General features: G+C 57.3%; 15 protein-coding genes. 7 read left to right on the top strand and 8 right to left on the bottom strand.

Annotated features, from left to right (window positions below; genetic code table 11):
* Nucleotides 1-20 precede the first annotated feature (20 nt).
* Complete coding sequence (locus VQ830_RS10625; protein WP_337268072.1) at nucleotides 21-1,295, bottom strand: imelysin family protein; 1,275 nt, start codon at nucleotides 1,293-1,295, stop codon at nucleotides 21-23.
* A gap of 205 nt (nucleotides 1,296-1,500) precedes the next feature.
* Between VQ830_RS10625 and VQ830_RS10620 the strand changes: the two genes are divergently transcribed.
* On the top strand, nucleotides 1,501-2,013 hold the full coding sequence (locus tag VQ830_RS10620) for an HPP family protein (RefSeq protein WP_337268071.1): 513 nt from the start codon (nucleotides 1,501-1,503) through the stop codon (nucleotides 2,011-2,013).
* Nucleotides 2,014-2,016: 3 nt separating this feature from the next.
* Here the strand turns inward: VQ830_RS10620 and VQ830_RS10615 are convergent, their stop codons facing one another.
* From VQ830_RS10615 to VQ830_RS10595, 5 genes are all read right to left on the bottom strand, one after another.
* Entirely contained in the window at nucleotides 2,017-3,306 is a 1,290-nt protein-coding gene (locus tag VQ830_RS10615; RefSeq protein ID WP_337268070.1) for an RsmB/NOP family class I SAM-dependent RNA methyltransferase, read from the bottom strand.
* 132 nt (nucleotides 3,307-3,438) lie between these two features.
* Entirely contained in the window at nucleotides 3,439-3,801 is a 363-nt protein-coding gene (locus VQ830_RS10610) for a septal ring lytic transglycosylase RlpA family protein (RefSeq protein WP_337268069.1), read from the bottom strand.
* 398 nt (nucleotides 3,802-4,199) lie between these two features.
* Nucleotides 4,200-5,081, bottom strand: coding sequence for an SDR family oxidoreductase (locus VQ830_RS10605; protein WP_337268068.1), 882 nt, complete (start codon nucleotides 5,079-5,081; stop codon nucleotides 4,200-4,202).
* Nucleotides 5,078-6,232, bottom strand: coding sequence for a tRNA epoxyqueuosine(34) reductase QueG (gene queG / locus VQ830_RS10600; protein WP_337268067.1), 1,155 nt, complete (start codon nucleotides 6,230-6,232; stop codon nucleotides 5,078-5,080). Before queG ends, VQ830_RS10605 begins: the two co-directional genes overlap by 4 nt.
* A 10-nt stretch (nucleotides 6,233-6,242) precedes the next feature.
* Nucleotides 6,243-6,935 carry a glutathione S-transferase family protein gene (locus VQ830_RS10595; RefSeq protein ID WP_337268066.1) on the bottom strand — a complete coding sequence of 231 codons (693 nt, stop codon included), beginning with the start codon at nucleotides 6,933-6,935 and terminating at the stop codon, nucleotides 6,243-6,245.
* Between the two features lie 145 nt (nucleotides 6,936-7,080).
* Between VQ830_RS10595 and VQ830_RS10590 the strand changes: the two genes are divergently transcribed.
* Nucleotides 7,081-7,881: an undecaprenyl-diphosphate phosphatase gene (locus VQ830_RS10590; protein WP_337268065.1), complete on the top strand. Its 801-nt coding sequence runs from the start codon at nucleotides 7,081-7,083 to the stop codon at nucleotides 7,879-7,881.
* A gap of 477 nt (nucleotides 7,882-8,358) precedes the next feature.
* Here the strand turns inward: VQ830_RS10590 and VQ830_RS10585 are convergent, their stop codons facing one another.
* The gene (locus VQ830_RS10585) at nucleotides 8,359-9,339 is read right to left on the bottom strand and encodes a complex I NDUFA9 subunit family protein (RefSeq protein WP_337268064.1); all 981 of its coding nucleotides are present in this window, start codon (nucleotides 9,337-9,339) and stop codon (nucleotides 8,359-8,361) included.
* A gap of 109 nt (nucleotides 9,340-9,448) precedes the next feature.
* Nucleotides 9,449-9,736: a DUF1330 domain-containing protein gene (locus tag VQ830_RS10580; protein ID WP_337268063.1), complete on the bottom strand. Its 288-nt coding sequence runs from the start codon at nucleotides 9,734-9,736 to the stop codon at nucleotides 9,449-9,451.
* A 137-nt stretch (nucleotides 9,737-9,873) separates the two neighbouring features.
* Here VQ830_RS10580 and VQ830_RS10575 point away from each other — a divergent pair, with 137 nt between their 5' ends.
* The 5 genes from VQ830_RS10575 to otsA all read left to right on the top strand — a co-directional run bounded on the left by VQ830_RS10575 (nucleotide 9,874) and on the right by otsA (nucleotide 15,764).
* Complete coding sequence (locus tag VQ830_RS10575; RefSeq protein ID WP_337268169.1) at nucleotides 9,874-10,551, top strand: FadR/GntR family transcriptional regulator; 678 nt, start codon at nucleotides 9,874-9,876, stop codon at nucleotides 10,549-10,551.
* Entirely contained in the window at nucleotides 10,548-11,828 is a 1,281-nt protein-coding gene (locus VQ830_RS10570; protein ID WP_337268062.1) for a CynX/NimT family MFS transporter, read from the top strand. Before VQ830_RS10575 ends, VQ830_RS10570 begins: the two co-directional genes overlap by 4 nt.
* Nucleotides 11,829-11,961: 133 nt before the next feature.
* Nucleotides 11,962-13,473 (top strand): S10 family peptidase, encoded by a 1,512-nt coding sequence (locus VQ830_RS10565; RefSeq protein WP_337268061.1) that lies wholly within the window; start codon nucleotides 11,962-11,964, stop codon nucleotides 13,471-13,473.
* Nucleotides 13,474-13,557: 84 nt separating this feature from the next.
* Complete coding sequence (gene otsB / locus VQ830_RS10560) at nucleotides 13,558-14,355, top strand: trehalose-phosphatase (RefSeq protein WP_337268060.1); 798 nt, start codon at nucleotides 13,558-13,560, stop codon at nucleotides 14,353-14,355.
* Between the two features lie 32 nt (nucleotides 14,356-14,387).
* Nucleotides 14,388-15,764 carry an alpha,alpha-trehalose-phosphate synthase (UDP-forming) gene (gene otsA / locus VQ830_RS10555; RefSeq protein WP_337268059.1) on the top strand — a complete coding sequence of 459 codons (1,377 nt, stop codon included), beginning with the start codon at nucleotides 14,388-14,390 and terminating at the stop codon, nucleotides 15,762-15,764.
* Nucleotides 15,765-15,811: the final 47 nt, after the last annotated feature.

Genomic DNA, 15,811 nt, shown 5'->3' with positions numbered 1-15,811 from the left:
GCCGCGGCCCGCCTAAGCTGTTACTTGAAGACCTTGCTGGGGTCGTCGAGGCTGTCGGAACCTTCCAGTTTGACGGTGCCAAGATCAAGTCCTGCAACGACGCGCTGAATGGTTTTGGTTTGGTCAACGAGGCCGTCGATCGCCTTTTGGACAACGGCGTTGCCTTCCTTGTTTCCTTCGGCGATCATCTGGTCGTATTTCTCGACGGTTTCTCCGCGTTTGACCATCACAGTCATCGCATCCATGGTCTTGTCGAGCTTGGCCATCATTTCCTTGTCGAGCTTTTTGTTCTTGGCTGCGACGAGATCTTGAAGGGAAGGGCCGGTCATCTTGGTGCCGTCCACCCGAGTATAATCACCGGTATAGGCAGACTTGATGCCAAGCGCGTCGTTGTAATGCGAATTATAGGTATTGTCGGAGAAGCAATCATGTTCTTCTTCCGGATCATGCAGGATGAGGCCGAGCTTCATCCGCTCGCCGGCGAGTTCGCCATAGGACAGCGATCCCATGCCGGTCAAGATAGCGGTGATCCCCGCTTTGGGATCGGCTTCGACATGCTTTGTCGCTTCGCCGTCCGGCGTCCACTTTTCGGTCATGTCCTTAAGGTCAGAAACCAAAAGGGTCGACGCCGACTTCAGATATTCGGCTCTGCGGTCGCAGTTGCCATGCGTGCAATTCTTCAGATCGTAGTCTGAGGCAGGCCGCTCGCCTGCGCCCGGTCCCGTCCCGTGAAGGTCCTGCCCCCACAACAAAAACTCGATGGCGTGATAACCGGTGGCAACGTTGGCTTCGACACCGCCCGCTTCGTGCAGCGTACCGGATAGGAATTCCGGCGTCAGCTTTGACGCGTCGACATCCTTGCCGTTGATCTTGATCGTCTTGTTGGCGATGACATTGGCGACATAAAGCGTGTTTTCATCGCTCTCGGTGCCATAGGAGGCATCGACATAGTCGATCAGCCCTTCATCCAAGGGCCATGCATTGACCTTGCCTTCCCACTCGTCGACAGCAGGGTTGCCGAACCGATAGACTTCCGACTGCTGGTAGGGCACGCGCGCCTTGATCCACGCATCGCGGGCCGCTTTCAACGTCGTATCGTTCGGATTGGCGAGCAGCGCATCAATCGCCTTATCGAGGGCCTGCGCCGTGACCAGCGAATCCTCATACTTCGCATGGGCAAGTTCAGCATAATGCTTAAGCACGTCGGCCTGCTTGGTCGCTGCAAAGGCCGGAGCTGCCAGGAGCAGCGCAGTGGTGACGACAAGCGCCGTTCGAGCATGTTTCAAGATACTCATGGATCCCTCTCTTGTGACGGAAGCCCGTCGGAAATAGCGGTTTGTCTTGGCGCAAATTTAAACTGGTGTCAAATAATCTAGTTTAGAGCGATTTTAAGAAGAGATTTCCTTTAAATGCTTTGCATGGGAATGCGTTTTGCTTGGAATTTAATCACAAGATGCTCTATTAGCGGGCAATTGATGATTTTCTGACCGAGAGTCCTTCATGCGTCGTCACCTAAGGCACTTCATTCATCGGCATGAGCCCAAGGGCGATACCCATGCTCATTTAAAATCTGGCTTGGGCGCTGTAATCGGCATGCTTTCGGTTGGTGGCCTGACGGCAGCGACCGGCATTCCGCTTCTCATCGCGCCATTCGGCGCGACGGCCGTTCTTTTGTTTGGCCAGCCTAAAAGCCCGTTGGCGCAGCCGGCCAACGTGATCGGCGGTTACATCTTGGCAGCGCTTGTCGGCACCTTTGCTCTTTTTCTTCTTCCCGGTGTCTGGTGGGTGGCGGCTGTTGCGGTCGGCGTTTCAATTGCCGCTATGCTGCTGCTCAGGGTAACCCACCCCCCGGCGGGAGCGGTACCACTGGTTGCCTTCGGCTCGCATTTGGGCGGCCTCACCCTGTTTTTGATTGTGCTTTGCGGCAGCATTCTGTTGGTTTTGCTAGCTGTGCTGCATCACCTTCTTCCGCCGCGCCACCCCTATCCGCTGCGTGCGCCCGAAGCGCCATAACGGTCAGGACGAGCGTTTCAGCTTACAAAAGAAAAAGCCGTCCGTATCTGTTGACGCCGGTGTCAGCGTGAGGCTCTTGCCGTCGAGCGAGCGAGGAGCCGGCGCGTCGCTGCCAAAAAGCCCATTCCAGCTTTCAAAAGCGTTCACGATGCTGAACTGCGGGTTCTGTTCAACGAAGCGCTCCATCTGCTTTTCGTTTTCTTCCGTCAGCATGGAGCAGGTGACGTAAATCAGCTTGCCGCCCGGGCGCACATAGGTGCTGGCCTGCAGCAATGCTTCCTGCTGCTGGGCAACGCGTTCATCAAGATTACGCTGGGTGAGCCGCCATTTGGTATCAGGCCGGCGCCGCCATGTTCCAGAACCCGTGCAAGGCGCATCGACCAGAACCTTGTCGCAGCGTCCGACAAGCGCGTTTAAACCTTGAAGCTCGTCATGCACCTGGACGTTGCGGGTGCCGGCGCGTTTAAGGCGTTCGATGATCGGCGCGAGACGCTTTCTGTCTGCGTCATAGGCGTGAATCTGCCCCTTGTTGTTCATGGCGGCTGCCATCGCCAGCGTCTTGCCGCCACCGCCGGCGCAGTAATCCAGTACTTGGTCGCCCTCAGCCGGTTGCACGAGATCTGCAACAATCTGTGAACCTTCGTCCTGAACTTCGAACCAACCTTTTTGGAACGATAGCTCAGCTGTGACGTTGGGTAGACGAGAGGCTGCCTCGCCAGCAGGAATGCGAACGCCATTGCGCGCGATACGCGCGGGGGACGCTCCGGCTCTTGAAAGGGCCGAGACAACCTTATCGCGGTTCGCCTTCAAGGTATTGGCCCGAAGGTCGAGCGTCGGACGTCCGGCAAGACCAACTGCTTCGGACAACCAGTCGTCTCGGAACGCGTTTTGAAAGGAAGGGAGAACCCATTCTGGAATATCGCCCTGAACATGATCGGGAGCAGTGCGAAGATCGCGGGACAAGAACGCAGCAAGCTGTTCCTCAGAAAGGGAAGGCGGAGCGAACTTGTCGTCCAGCAGTTCGGCAGACAGCGTTTCCGGCGTAAAACCCCATTGGCGGAACAGAACGGCATAGGCAATCGACGCGGGTCGGTCATCATCCATAAGCCATGCATGAGATTGTCTCATGCGAAGCGCGTCATAGACGATGTTCCCAACGGCCGCCCGGTCGCCGGATCCTGCGAAGCGATGCGAAAGGCCCCAATCCTTGAGTGCATCAGCGACGGGTCTTCTGCGAACGTCAATGTCCGCAAGTACCGAAATAGCTGCCTCGAGCCGGCCGCCCAATCGCATTATCTGTCTCCTGTCTGCACTTACTAATTCACGGGGTCCGCGCATGACGCGAAAATTACGCGTTGCGCGAGGTCGGTCCTAACCGTGATCGGCAGCAAGAGCAAGTAAATGATAAAGCGGCGTACGGTAGGTTTAGCCTAGCACCTCGTAGCAGACTTTTGCGGTACCGGAAGAGACCATGCCGATATTTTGCGCGGCAGCGCGTGACAGATCGAGCACGCGACCGCGGATGAACGGACCGCGGTCGTTTACCCTCACCACAACGGTACGGCCATTGTTGCGATTGGTGACTTTGATACGGGTTCCGAACGCCAGCGAACGATGAGCGGCGGTCATAACGGCTGGGTTCATTCGTTCACCCGATGCAGTTTTGGAACGAAGTGCATACCATGAAGCGCCCCCGCAACTGTCGCCGGCGAAGCTCTCCGAAGGAACAGCAAGAACGGCAATGACAATCGATGCGGCCGCAACCACAGAATAGCAAATTTTTCTCAAAACGTTTGGTCCCTCGATTATTGAACTCGCGCCCTCAGGAGGCGGACGGGGTTAAATCGGGCCAAAAATGGCGAAAAAGTGCCGATGGTTATCACGGAACGTTACACTCTGTAACAATTCCGGCTTTGGGGGACTTGAGTAAATTTTTTTACGTTTTGAAAAAAAGAAAAAATATATAGGAAAAACAATTAAAAATGGAACGATTATTCCGAGTGAGGGGCGCGTTCAACCAATCGCTCCTCGATCACGAAAAAAATTTTTCGACTTTGCCCTATTCTTTGCCCAAATTGCGCAAATTAAGGGGCCATTAACCATAAATGGCGCGAAAATTAGATTCACAAACTAAGGAAGTAGGAAATTCCTACCACTTACAGGTTATATCGGGCGCCATTGGCGGCTTATTCCTCGCCCTTCCAGCTACCGGTACGCCATAGCTGCGAAAGCGATTGAGGATAATCCGGGTAGAGAAAACGGAAGCCTGCTGACTTCAGTTTCTCGTTCGATACCCTTTTGTTTTCGCCATAGAAGGAACGCGCCATGGGGCTGAGCTCAGCCGTCTCGAATTGCTGCTCAGGCGGTGGCTCGACACCCATCAAGCGGGCTGCCTCGACTATCACGTCCTGAGGCGGGGCAGGATTATCGTCCGTGACATTATAAATGCCGCCCAACTGCCGTTCCGATAGAAACACAGTTGCCTCTGCAATATCTTCTGCACGGATACGATTGAAGACCTGATCCTTCTTGATCAGGCGCCTGGCCGTTCCGGCTGCGAGATTGCAAAAGGCGTTGCGGCCGGGGCCATAAATGCCAGAAAGCCTCAGGATGGCAACAGAACATCCAGAAGTTTTAGAAAAGTCGATCCAGCCGTCTTCTGCCTCCCGGCGCTCTCTCGATCGGGCCGACACGGGTTTGCAGGGTGTCTCTTCGCTCACCCACGCGCCGTCATGGTTGCCGTAAACACCGATCGTGGAAAGATAGCCCATCCAGCGAAGGTTCGGCATCATCTTCCTGAGGTGTTCATAACCGAGATTGAGAAGGGGATCGCCGCTGTCGCCTGGGGCTATGGATTGCACGAGGATATCAGCCTTCGCCACAGCCTTCAGCACGTCATCGCCGAATGTCATGCCGTCGAAGACAAGTGGCTTTACGCCCTCTTCTTCAAGACGCAGTGCCTTCGGCTCGGAGCGTGTCGTGCCCCATACCTCACAATTCTGCTTCAGAAATGCGCGCGCAATGGCCAGCCCCGAAAAGCCGCAGCCGAAAATTACAACATTGCTCATGCCGCTCCCGCAAGCCTCCACTCTCTCAAAACGTCTTCATCCAGCTCTTGCACGGCACCAGCCGCAAGCAAGGTAAATTCTTGCCCTGTCATCAACTGAGACAAGGCCCATACCGCCATTCCGCGGACGTCCGGCGAGGCATCATCCAACAGGCGTCTGCAAGGATCTATCAGCTGTCTCCGCCCGGAATTTCCCGCAGCAATTAAAGTGTTGCGGATAAAGCGGTCGCGGCCGATGCGCTTGACGGGCGAGCCGGAAAAGAAGGTTCGGAATGCCTGATCGTCCAACTGCAGCAGCATTGCGATATCTGGCTCCAGAAGATCCTCGCGTGCCTTCAGCTTCATCTCAGAAGCTGCTGCCGCGAATTTATTCCAGGGACAGACCGCCAAGCAATCGTCGCATCCATAGATACGATTGCTCATGGCCCGCCTGAACTCAAGGTCTATGGGACCCTTATGCTCGATGGTCAGGTAGGAGATACAGCGTCGGGCATCGATCTGATAGGGCGCAGGAAAGGCTGCTGTTGGGCATGCATCGAGACAGGCGCGACACGATCCGCAATGATCGGTCTCGGGAAGATCGATGAAAAGATCCGCTGTCGTGAACAGAGCGCCGAGGAAGAGCCAGGACCCGTAGTCGCGGCTGACAAGGTTCGTATGTTTGCCCTGCCAGCCAAGGCCCGCGGCAGCCGCAAGCGGCTTTTCCATCACCGGGGCGGTATCGACGAAGACTTTGACGTCTTCCCCGGCCCGCGCGGCAAAGCGCGTCGCCAACTCTTTCAACTTGCCCTTGATGACTTCATGGTAGTCGCGATTGCGGGCATAGACGGAAATGGCGGCTTTATCGGGCTTGGCAAGGATCGAGCGAGGGTCTTCCTCCGGTCCGTAATTCATGCCGAGCATGACGATCGAACGGACCTCGGGCCAGAGCGCGCGAGGCGCACTTCGCCTGTCGCGGGTCTCGGCCATCCAGGCCATCGTCGCGTGCCGCCCTGCTTCCAGAAACGCGGCAAGCTTTTCGGCGGCATCAGGTATGGAGTCTGGCGGGGCGATCCGACAAAGATCGAAACCGAGTGCCGTCGCTTCGCTTTTGACAAAGTCGGTCAGCTTGCGACGGCGCTTTTCATCTCTCTGTCGGTCGTCGTCGGGCATGGCACCTTTGCTAGAAATCCAGATCTGCGTAATGCGAGACGGGCGTCAGGCCGCGCACGCGCTCGGTCAAAAGCGGCCGGAAGGAGGGCCGGGACTTCAGTCTCTGATACCAGTCTTTTGCGACAGAAGATTCCGCCCAATCGATTTCGCCAAGATAATCGAGAATAGAGACAGAGGCAGCCGCGGCAAGATCGGCATAGCTCATGCGCTCGCCGGCCAGCCACTGGCGCGATCCTGCGAGCCAGGTCACATATTTCATATGTTGACGAATATTGGCACGGGCCGTTCGCAAAATCTTCGAGTCGGGAGCCCCGCCACCTTGTTCGGCCGTCATTTGCAGCTTGTAGACGCGTTCGCGCGCAAGCGGCCGTGTGACATCGGTTTCCATCTTATGCAGGAACCAGTCGGTCAGCCGGCGAATTTCGGCGCGCTGAAACGGATCTTCGGCAAGAAGACGGCGGTCGCGCTTCAATACCCCGTGTGTTTCGTCGAGATATTCTGAAATGACGGAAGCACCGCACAGTGCACGCATGCTGTCATCGACATAGACGGGAAGCGTGCCTGCGGGATTGAGCGCCAGGAAGTCGCGGCGTTTCTCCCAGACCTGTTCCTCAATCAAATCCGCCTTGAAGCCGTATTCGCTGAGGATCAGCCGGACGAAACGTGAGGCCGACGACATCGGGTGGTGATAAAGCGTGGGCATTGCTACTCGCAACGTTGGTGATCAAAAACAGATGGTTAAATAGGGCCGGCCGAAGCCCTAGCCAGGAGTCAGTGGTTGCAGCTATAGGAGTTTGGCTCCCGCAAGACAAGGGAATCGCATTCTTACCTCTCGCAAGGAACACTATATGGCAGATATCATAAACGCGTTGATCCTGGGCCTCATCGAAGGCCTGACGGAATTCATCCCTGTATCGTCCACCGCCCATGTGCTTTTGGTCGAAAAGCTTCTCGGATTTCATCCCGCAGGCAATTCCTTTGCAGTGCTCATCCAGCTCGGCGCTATTCTTGCCATTCTTCTTGTTTACTTCCAGCGGCTGATTTCCATAGCCGTCAGCCTTCCGACCAGCCAGCGCTCCCGTCATTTCGTCATCGCCGTTCTGCTTGGCTTTCTGCCGGCTGCAGTGATCGGCGCGCTTGCACACGACTTCATTAAGACGGTGCTGTTTGAGTCCCCGATCGCAATCTGCATCGCGCTGATCGTTGGCGGCTTTATTCTTCTTGCCGTCGACCGCGTCAGCTTCAAGCCCCGCTATACCGATGCCATGGAGTTCTCCTGGCCGATGGCGATCGGGATCGGCTTTTTCCAATGCCTTGCCATGATCCCTGGGACATCGAGATCCGGCGCGACCATCGTCGGCGCGTTGCTTTTAGGCGCCGACAAGCGCTCGGCCGCGGAATTCTCATTCTTCCTGGCCATGCCAACCATGGTGGGCGCCTTTGCGCTCGATCTCTACAAAACGCGGAACGAACTGAACGCCAATGACGGCCTTCTCATCGTCATTGGCTTTGTCGCTGCCTTCGTCACCGCACTCTTCGTGGTCCGCTCGCTGCTCGACTTCGTTTCCAAGCGCGGCTATGCGCCTTTTGCTTGGTGGAGAATCTTCGTCGGAGCCGTCGGGTTGATGGCGATATCGATGTTCGGATGAAGCAGAAAGGAAAAGCCGGTTCTCAAAGGGCCGGCTTTTTTGTCAGTGGCTGATGGAGCCGGTTTCGCAGGGATCTACGCCATAAGCAGGCGAGCACTGACCTTTAACGGCTGCAACCGAGCCGGGAGCCACAAAAGAGCCCGCTAGAATGACCAGCGCCGCACACGCAAACAAAAGTGCGATAGACTTGCCCATCGAAAATGCCTTTCACCGTATCTAAAGAGCGATCCGTGGCGGGGTGCAACTGCCGGAACGCGGGCTTTCGTTAGTCCCACCAATGATAAATAGCAAATAAATGTTCCTGTTAAATTTCGGGTTAATTCGACTTGTTTTTCAGTGCGTCTTTTGTGCAACGCACGTCAATCCGCGGTTGCTTTTTTGCAACGCCTGGCGAATTGCAAAACTATAGTGAACAAAATGCTAAATAAAAAACCGCCGGCGACGCGCCGGCGGTTCGAAGACTTCCAAAAACAAGAATCAGGCAGCTTTACCGCTATTGGTATACTGGCCATGCGGACGGAACTGCACGAGGTAATTCGGGACCACCGCAAGGGCGAGTGTCGGCTCGATGCCCAGACCCTTCAATGTGCGGCCTTCCGCCTCCGCTTCTTTCGAAACCACATTATCCTTCTGCAGCAATTTCACCTGATCGGCGGTGATGGGCGGGGTGATGATCGGGACGAGAGATGCCACGCTGCCAAGCAGGGAGGCAAAGCTGAACGGCAGCGAAACGATGGGCTTCTTTCTGGCCGTTGCCATTAAAACAAGCTCAAGACAGTCACGGAAGGTCATGACTTCAGGCCCACCCAGTTCGTAGATACGGCCGGGCTGAACCTTCCCGTCGACCGCCCGTGCGATGGCTTCCGCCACATCAGCCACGTAAACCGGCTGCAGCTTGGTCTTTCCGCCACCAATGGCCGGCAGGGCCGGGGCAAGGCGCGCCATCTGGCCGAACTTGTTGAAGAATTGATCCTCGGGACCGAAAACAACCGATGGGCGGAAGATGATGGCATCAGGATCGGCAGCCATGATCGCTGCTTCCGCCTTGCCCTTCGTACGTCCGTAGCCTGTGTCCGAGGAGTCGTCAGCGCCGATGGCCGACACATGGATCAGGCGTGCGCCCGCCTTCTTGGCCGATTCCGCAACGGCACGTCCACCAAAGTCCTGCACGGCTTCAAAGGTGTTGCGTCCCTGTTCGAAGAGAAGGCCGACGCAATTGATGACCGCGTCCGATCCTGCCACGGCCCGGTCAATGGAATCTCGGTAGCGCAGATTGGCCTGCGTGAAATAAATTTGTCCGACATTGCCAAGCGGCTGCAGAAAGCCGGCAAGATCGGGACGGCGAACGGCGACACGGATGCGGTAGCCGCGCTTGGCAAGCGCGCGCACCACATACCTGCCGATAAAGCCCGATCCTCCGAACACGGTTACGAGCGGCGGCAGATTTGCGAGTGGCATGGCGTTTCCTCGAAAGGCTTGAAATGTGACTTTTCTGTTTCGTCTTAGCCGAAAGGCGAGGCGACGGAAAGAGCGATTGCGCCTGCTGCTGCACGCGCCTTCCGCTGCGTCATACGCCCTCGACCACCACCATTTCTGCCGTTGCATATTTCTGGCGGATAGCCGCTGCTGCTTGGTACTCGGCAGAGTTATAGCAATCGACCGCCGCCTGCATGGACGGAAATTCTATGACGACATTGCGTGCGCGTGCCTGACCTTCCAGGGGTGTGATGGCCCCGCCCCGTGCCAAGAATTGCGCGCCGAAGCGTTCGAAGGCGGGTTTGGCGGTGGCGACGTAGTCTTTGTACCCTTCAGGATCGTGCACATCGACGCGAGCAATCCAATAACCCTTCGGCATGTCAGTCTCCTTTACGTTTGGCGTCGTCTCTCTTCGGCCAGTTCGCGCCAGGCGTCAATATCGGTTTACGTGTTGCAATTGACAGATAGCGACGTCCTCATATACATCAAGTCATCCGATGATTTGACCTATTGAAGATGAAACCAGTTTCGCGATCGAACCTTTCCGATAACGCCTTCGAAGCGATCCGCGCTGAGATTGTCGCGCGGCGCTGGACGATTGGCGAGCGACTGCCCAACGAGGCGGAGCTTGCCGCCATGCTGTCGGTGAGCCGCGGCACCGTGCGCGAGGCGGTCCGCGCGCTGGTCGCGCAAGGCTACCTGGAAACGCGGCAGGGGTCTGGAACCTACGTGCTATCCGCTGTCGATGCTGGCGCGGCTTTGACAGCCGCGCGGCGCGCGAGCCTGCGCGATCGCTTCGAAGCGCGATGCGCGCTCGATGTGGAAGGGGCTCGTCTTGCGGCACTCCGCGCCCGGCCGGGGGTGATAAAGCGGCTCCGCGTGCTGCTGGATGCCCGCGGCGAATATGACGGTATGGACAAAAAGGGTTTCGTCGAAAGAGATTTTGCGTTCCACAAGGCCGTGATTGAAGCCTCGGAAAACAGGGCAATGGCCGAGATCTACGATTTTTTCTCGAACTCCATCGCTGAGACCATCGAGGCGACGATCGGGCAAGAAGTGCCCGAACCGGATATGGCAGCGCACCGGGCGATCGTCGATGCGATTGAAACAGGCGATCCGCAAAAGGCGGAAGCGGCAGTGCGCCAGTTCATGGCGCCGGTATTTGCCGCCCTTGATCGAAAGACAATGTCATGATGCAACAAGATCAACGCAACGCGCAAAACCATCAGGTCCTCGAAGACCAGCTGGTCGATGTCGAGGATCTTGGAGCGCCAGCAGTATCGCCGCCGACTGTTCGCGGTGGGCGTCTCCTTTTGGGTGCCAGTCTCGTTCTCATCGCCTTCAATCTCCGTCCGCTCTTTTCGAGCGCTTCGACGCTGCTGCCGGAAATTCGCGATCACCTTGCGTTGTCCGCCGTCGGTGCAAGTCTTCTGACAACGCTGCCGGTCGTCTGTCTTGGCGCATTCTCTCCCCTCGCGCCGCGCCTTGCACAGCGCTTTGGGGCTGAACGTGTTTTGCTGGGCGTCCTTTTGCTGCTCGCTCTGGGAACTGGTTTGCGCGGGCTTTCTTCGGTTTCGATGCTGTTTATGGGAACAGCGTTAGCCGGTGCGTGTATTGCAATTGGCAATGTTCTTCTGCCTGGTGTCGTCAAGCGCGACTTTGCCGATAAGGCTGCGGTGATGACAGGTTTTTACACGATGGCGCTTTGCGCCGGTGCAGCCAGCGCGGCAGGCCTCACACTGCCCATCGAACGCGCCCTCGACGGCTCGATGTCAGGGGCGCTTGCTATCTGGGGCGCGGTCGCTCTCATTGTTGCGGTGATATGGCTGCCCCAGGTTCTGTTCGTCAAAAAGGTGGAGCGGCGCGGCGTATTTCGTGTTGAGGGTCTTTGGCGCGATCCGATTGCCTGGCAGGTGACGCTGTTTATGGGATTGCAGTCGGCGCTCGCTTATTGCGTGTTCGGCTGGTTGGTGCCGATTTTGCGCGAGAGGGGAATGGATGGCGTCACGGCGGGCGCCATCGTGTCGATGTCTGTCATGGTGCAAGCCGCCGCCTGTCTCGTTGCGCCTCAAATTGCAGTGCGCGGCAAGGATCAGCGCATCATCAATGTGGCGCTGTGCGTGATTGCCGTGACCGCGCTTCTCGGCCTGCTCTTTGCGCCGCTTTGGACGGTGTGGTTCTGGGCTGTCCTTCAAGGCATAGGGCAAGGCGGTCTGATTGCGGTCGCATTGACGGTCATTGTACTGCGCTCGCCAAATCCGCATGTGGCAGCCCACCTGTCCGGCATGGCGCAATGTGTCGGCTATCTTCTTGCCTCCGTTGGCCCGCTGATCGTGGGGCTTATCCGCGGCTGGACCGGAAGTTTTGCATGGTGCGCCTTGCTGTTTGTCGCTGTTGGAGCCGTTGCGGCTGTAAATGGCTGGCATGCCGGGCGTAACCGCTTTGTGGCGGCGACCACCACGGAACGTTGAGCAGCGGTTCCGATCACAATTGCTTGCCTGTCATCATGGCTCTTCCATTTGTGCCCTATCTCTGCGGTTGCAGAAGCTTGCATCGCCAGCGCTGGAGCGCAAGCGTGTAGAAATAGCATAGAGAGGGATCATCTTGACGTTACGTCGCCTGATTATTGCCGCCCTTGCCGTTGTCCTGCTCCCCGCTTTTGGCCAAGCGGAACAGCCGGCTGACGCCCATGAAGCAGTCCGGCCGGTGCGCGAGGGGGTCCTGAAGTTGTTGCCGATGGAGTCGGTCACCGATCACCAGATTACCCTGGGCGGTCGGTCGCTCTCCTATCAGGCGACTGCCGGCACGCTCGACATCTTTGGCAAGGACGGTAATCCGGTCGGCGCGCTTTATTACACCGCCTATGTCGCCAAAGACGGCGGCCCCAACCGTCCGATTACCTTTGCCTTTAATGGAGGGCCGGGCGCAGCCTCCGCCTATCTTCATCTCGGTCTGGTCGGACCGAAGATCCTTGACTTCGGCAGCGGACGGCCTGATGGCGCAACGGCCAAGCTGGTCGACAACCCGCAGAGTTGGATTGCCTTTACCGACCTCGTTCTCATCGATCCCATCGGAACCGGATGGAGCCGCACCGTAAAGGCCGACGATGCCGAGGGCTTTTACAAGAGTGACGCAGATGCCCAAGTCATGGCCAAGGCGATCGCGCTTTACACCGCACGCAATCACCGCTCGGTCTCACCCAAATATTTGCTCGGCGAAAGCTATGGCGGCTTTCGCGCCGTGAAGGTCGCATCCGCGCTCAAGGACGACCAGGGCATCATTCTTTCGGGTGCCGTCATGCTCTCGCCATTTCTGGATGGCCGCCTCTTGTTCGATGCCAATGAGTTCCCGCTTGGCGCAGCGCTTGAACTGCCGTCGCTCGCAGCTGCCCAGATGGAACGACAAGGCAAATTCGATGAAGCGCGTCAACGGGAAGCCGAGCAGTTCGCCTTGGGCGAATATCTCACGACCCTTGCAGGCGCGCCGCCGGTTGGAGAAGCGGCCAGCCGTTTTTACGAGAAGGTATCTGAATGGTCAGGCTTGCCGGTCTCCGTTGTGGAGAAGAACAGCGGCTTTCTTGCCAACGCCTATGCCAAACAGAGATCGGAAAGCGGCTCTCCCGTGGTCGCAAGTGCCTACGATGCTGCGTTCTTAACCCCCGATCCTTTTCCCGAGGTTGCCTGGCAGCGAAGCGATGACGCAATTCTTGACGGCTTTACCCGTGCCTATGGGGGCGCCTTTGCCGATTATGCGCGCAACGAGCTCAACTTTCGCACTGATATGACCTACTCCCTGCTCGATGGTGATATCAGCCGCAAATGGGAATGGGGAAGGCACAAAGGCGGATCCATACAGGATGCCAGCGTCACCAGTGAACTGCGAGAACTGCTGGCGATCAATCCCTCGTTCCGCGTCCTGATCGCGCATGGCTATAGCGACGTCGTCACCCCTTACAGTGCCAGCCGTTATATCGTCGATCACCTTCCAGCTTCCCTGAATGGCGGCCGCGTTGCGCTGAAGCTCTATCGCGGCGGGCATATGTTCTACACCCACGATGCTGAACGGGCCGCTTTTGCAAAGGATGCCGAAGGGTTTTTCACTGCCGGTCAGCCGTGACCTGACGCTGTGAAGGAAGTTCGCAGCTCGCCTTCCGCGTGCTGCGGTCTTGTCTCGCAGACACCCCGCTATAGATAGGTGCTCATGTCGTCAGAACCGAAACCTACTTCCGCCGCCGAGGCCGGATCAGTTTCCGGCCGTAAGGCTCTCACGGAAATTCTTCTCTCCCGCCCCCGCGAATACGCTCTTTTTCTCGATATCGATGGCACGCTTCTCGATCTTGCCAGCACCCCTGATGGGATCGAGGTGCCTGACGAGCTTCCTGCGGTCTTGAACGCGGTGTCCGCTCGCCTTGGTGGCGCGCTCGCGCTCGTAACGGGCCGTGGCCTTGCCTATGCAGAAAAGCTTTTTCTTCCCTTCTCGTTTCCGGTTGCCGGACTGCATGGCGCCGAGAGGCGCGATGCGGATGGCAATGTCGAAAAGCTGCAAATCCCCGATGCCTTCCTCGGTGTGAAAAGGCAGATGGCGGCTGTTAGCGACAAGCGCGATGGCATTCTCTTTGAGGATAAGGGCGCAGCTGCGGCTCTTCATTACCGTCTCGCTCCCGATTGCAAGGACGAGCTGGAACAGATGATGGAGGCTGCAGTTCGGCAGCTCGGAAGCGAGTTCAAACTGCAGAGAGGCAAGATGGTGTTCGAGATTCGTCCGGCTTTGGCCGACAAGGGCCATGCCATGGAAGCCTTTCTTGAAAAGCCGCCTTTTGCCGGAAGGCTGCCCGTCACCGTCGGCGACGATGTGACGGATGAGGCAATGTTTGGTGCTGCTTTGCATCGCGGCGGTCTTGCCATTCGGGTTGGGGATCTAACAAGCGCAACAAAGGCGCAAATGAATATCGGTTCGGCGGCCGAGCTGCGTGAAATTCTGCAGGCTGCCGTTCGCTAAGTGCATGTTTTTGTTGAAGAGAGGAATGTGACGTGAGCCGTCTAGTGATCGTTTCGAACCGGGTTCCTGTACCGGACAAGACCGGCGCAGCATCTGCGGGCGGTCTTGCGGTGGCCCTTCAGGCCGCGCTCGAAAAGCGCGGCGGTATCTGGATGGGATGGTCCGGAAATTCGAGCGACACAGAAGAGCCGGGGCCACTTGCCCTGCAGCAACAGGGCAATATCACCTATGCGCTCACCGACCTGACGGGCAAGGATGTCGAGGAATATTACTACGGATTCGCCAACCGCGTTCTCTGGCCCATCTGCCACTACCGGCTCGACCTTGCCGAATATGGTCGCAAGGAAATGGCAGGATATTTCCGCGTCAACCGCTTCTTTGCGCAACGGCTTATGCCCTTGATCGAGCCGGATGATACAATCTGGGTGCACGACTATCATCTCATTCCCCTGGCTGCCGAATTGCGACAGATGGGGCTGAAGAACAAAATCGGCTTCTTCCTGCATATTCCCTGGCCGCCAGCCGATGTGCTGTACGCCATGCCGGTTCATGAAGAGATCATGCGTGGGCTTGCATCTTACGACCTGGTCGGCTTCCAGACCGATCATGACCTCGAAAATTTCGCCGGTTGTCTGCGCCGTGAAGAAATGGGCGATGCAATCGGACCGAAGCTCTTTCGCGCCAACGACCGCACTTTTAAAGGCGGCGCATACGGCATCAGCATCGAAACGGAAGCCTTCGCCAAATTCGCGCGCAAGGCGTCTGCGCACAACATGGTTTCGAAAGCCCGCGCCAGCCTTGAAAACCGTGATCTGATCATCGGCGTCGACCGGCTCGACTACTCCAAAGGCATCACCCAGCGCATCGATGCCTTCGAGAAGTTCATTACCAGCAACCCGGTGCACCAAGGCAAGGTGACCTATCTTCAGATCACGCCGAAGAGCCGGTCCGAAGTGCCCGAATACGAGCAGATGCAGCGCATGGTCGCCGAGCAGGCCGGCCGTGTGAACGGGGCGCTCGGCGCGGTAGACTGGGTACCAATCCGCTACATCAATAAATCGGTCAGCCGGCCGATCCTTGCCGGGCTTTACCGTATCGCCAAGGTCGGCTTGGTCACTCCGCTGCGTGACGGGATGAACCTCGTTGCCAAGGAATACATCGCCGCACAAGATCCGGAAAACCCTGGCGTCCTCGTTCTCTCGCGTTTTGCCGGTGCCGCTCGCGAGCTGAAGGGCGCGCTGCTCGTCAATCCCTATGATATCGAAGGCACGGCCAATGCCATCGCAAGGGGACTGAACATGCCGCTTGAAGAGCGTCAGCAGCGCTGGCAGATCATGATGGATTTTCTGATGGAGAACGACGTGATGCGCTGGTGTGACGATTTCCTCAAGGATCTTCTGGAAGACTGACAGCCCGTCGCAGATACTCATGAAAAAGGCCGCAGGCGTCTCAGCGT

The organism is Oryzifoliimicrobium ureilyticum, assembly GCF_037199735.1.
GTDB lineage: Bacteria > Pseudomonadota > Alphaproteobacteria > Rhizobiales > Rhizobiaceae > Rhizobium > Rhizobium ureilyticus.
The sequence above is the reverse complement of the archived record's forward strand: the minus strand, read 5'-3'. Positions and strand labels throughout refer to the sequence as shown.

What these genes read in the sequence shown, in the direction of transcription:
- VQ830_RS10625 (WP_337268072.1), bottom strand. Translation starts at nt 1,295, where the DNA reads ATGAGTATCTTGAAACATGCTCGAACGGCGCTTGTCGTCACCACTGCG.
- VQ830_RS10620 (WP_337268071.1), top strand. Translation starts at nt 1,501, where the DNA reads ATGCGTCGTCACCTAAGGCACTTCATTCATCGGCATGAGCCCAAGGGC.
- VQ830_RS10615 (WP_337268070.1), bottom strand. Translation starts at nt 3,306, where the DNA reads ATGCGATTGGGCGGCCGGCTCGAGGCAGCTATTTCGGTACTTGCGGAC.
- VQ830_RS10605 (WP_337268068.1), bottom strand. Translation starts at nt 5,081, where the DNA reads ATGAGCAATGTTGTAATTTTCGGCTGCGGCTTTTCGGGGCTGGCCATT.
- queG (WP_337268067.1), bottom strand. Translation starts at nt 6,232, where the DNA reads ATGCCCGACGACGACCGACAGAGAGATGAAAAGCGCCGTCGCAAGCTG.
- VQ830_RS10595 (WP_337268066.1), bottom strand. Translation starts at nt 6,935, where the DNA reads ATGCCCACGCTTTATCACCACCCGATGTCGTCGGCCTCACGTTTCGTC.
- VQ830_RS10590 (WP_337268065.1), top strand. Translation starts at nt 7,081, where the DNA reads ATGGCAGATATCATAAACGCGTTGATCCTGGGCCTCATCGAAGGCCTG.
- VQ830_RS10585 (WP_337268064.1), bottom strand. Translation starts at nt 9,339, where the DNA reads ATGCCACTCGCAAATCTGCCGCCGCTCGTAACCGTGTTCGGAGGATCG.
- VQ830_RS10580 (WP_337268063.1), bottom strand. Translation starts at nt 9,736, where the DNA reads ATGCCGAAGGGTTATTGGATTGCTCGCGTCGATGTGCACGATCCTGAA.
- VQ830_RS10575 (WP_337268169.1), top strand. Translation starts at nt 9,874, where the DNA reads ATGAAACCAGTTTCGCGATCGAACCTTTCCGATAACGCCTTCGAAGCG.
- VQ830_RS10570 (WP_337268062.1), top strand. Translation starts at nt 10,548, where the DNA reads ATGATGCAACAAGATCAACGCAACGCGCAAAACCATCAGGTCCTCGAA.
- otsB (WP_337268060.1), top strand. Translation starts at nt 13,558, where the DNA reads ATGTCGTCAGAACCGAAACCTACTTCCGCCGCCGAGGCCGGATCAGTT.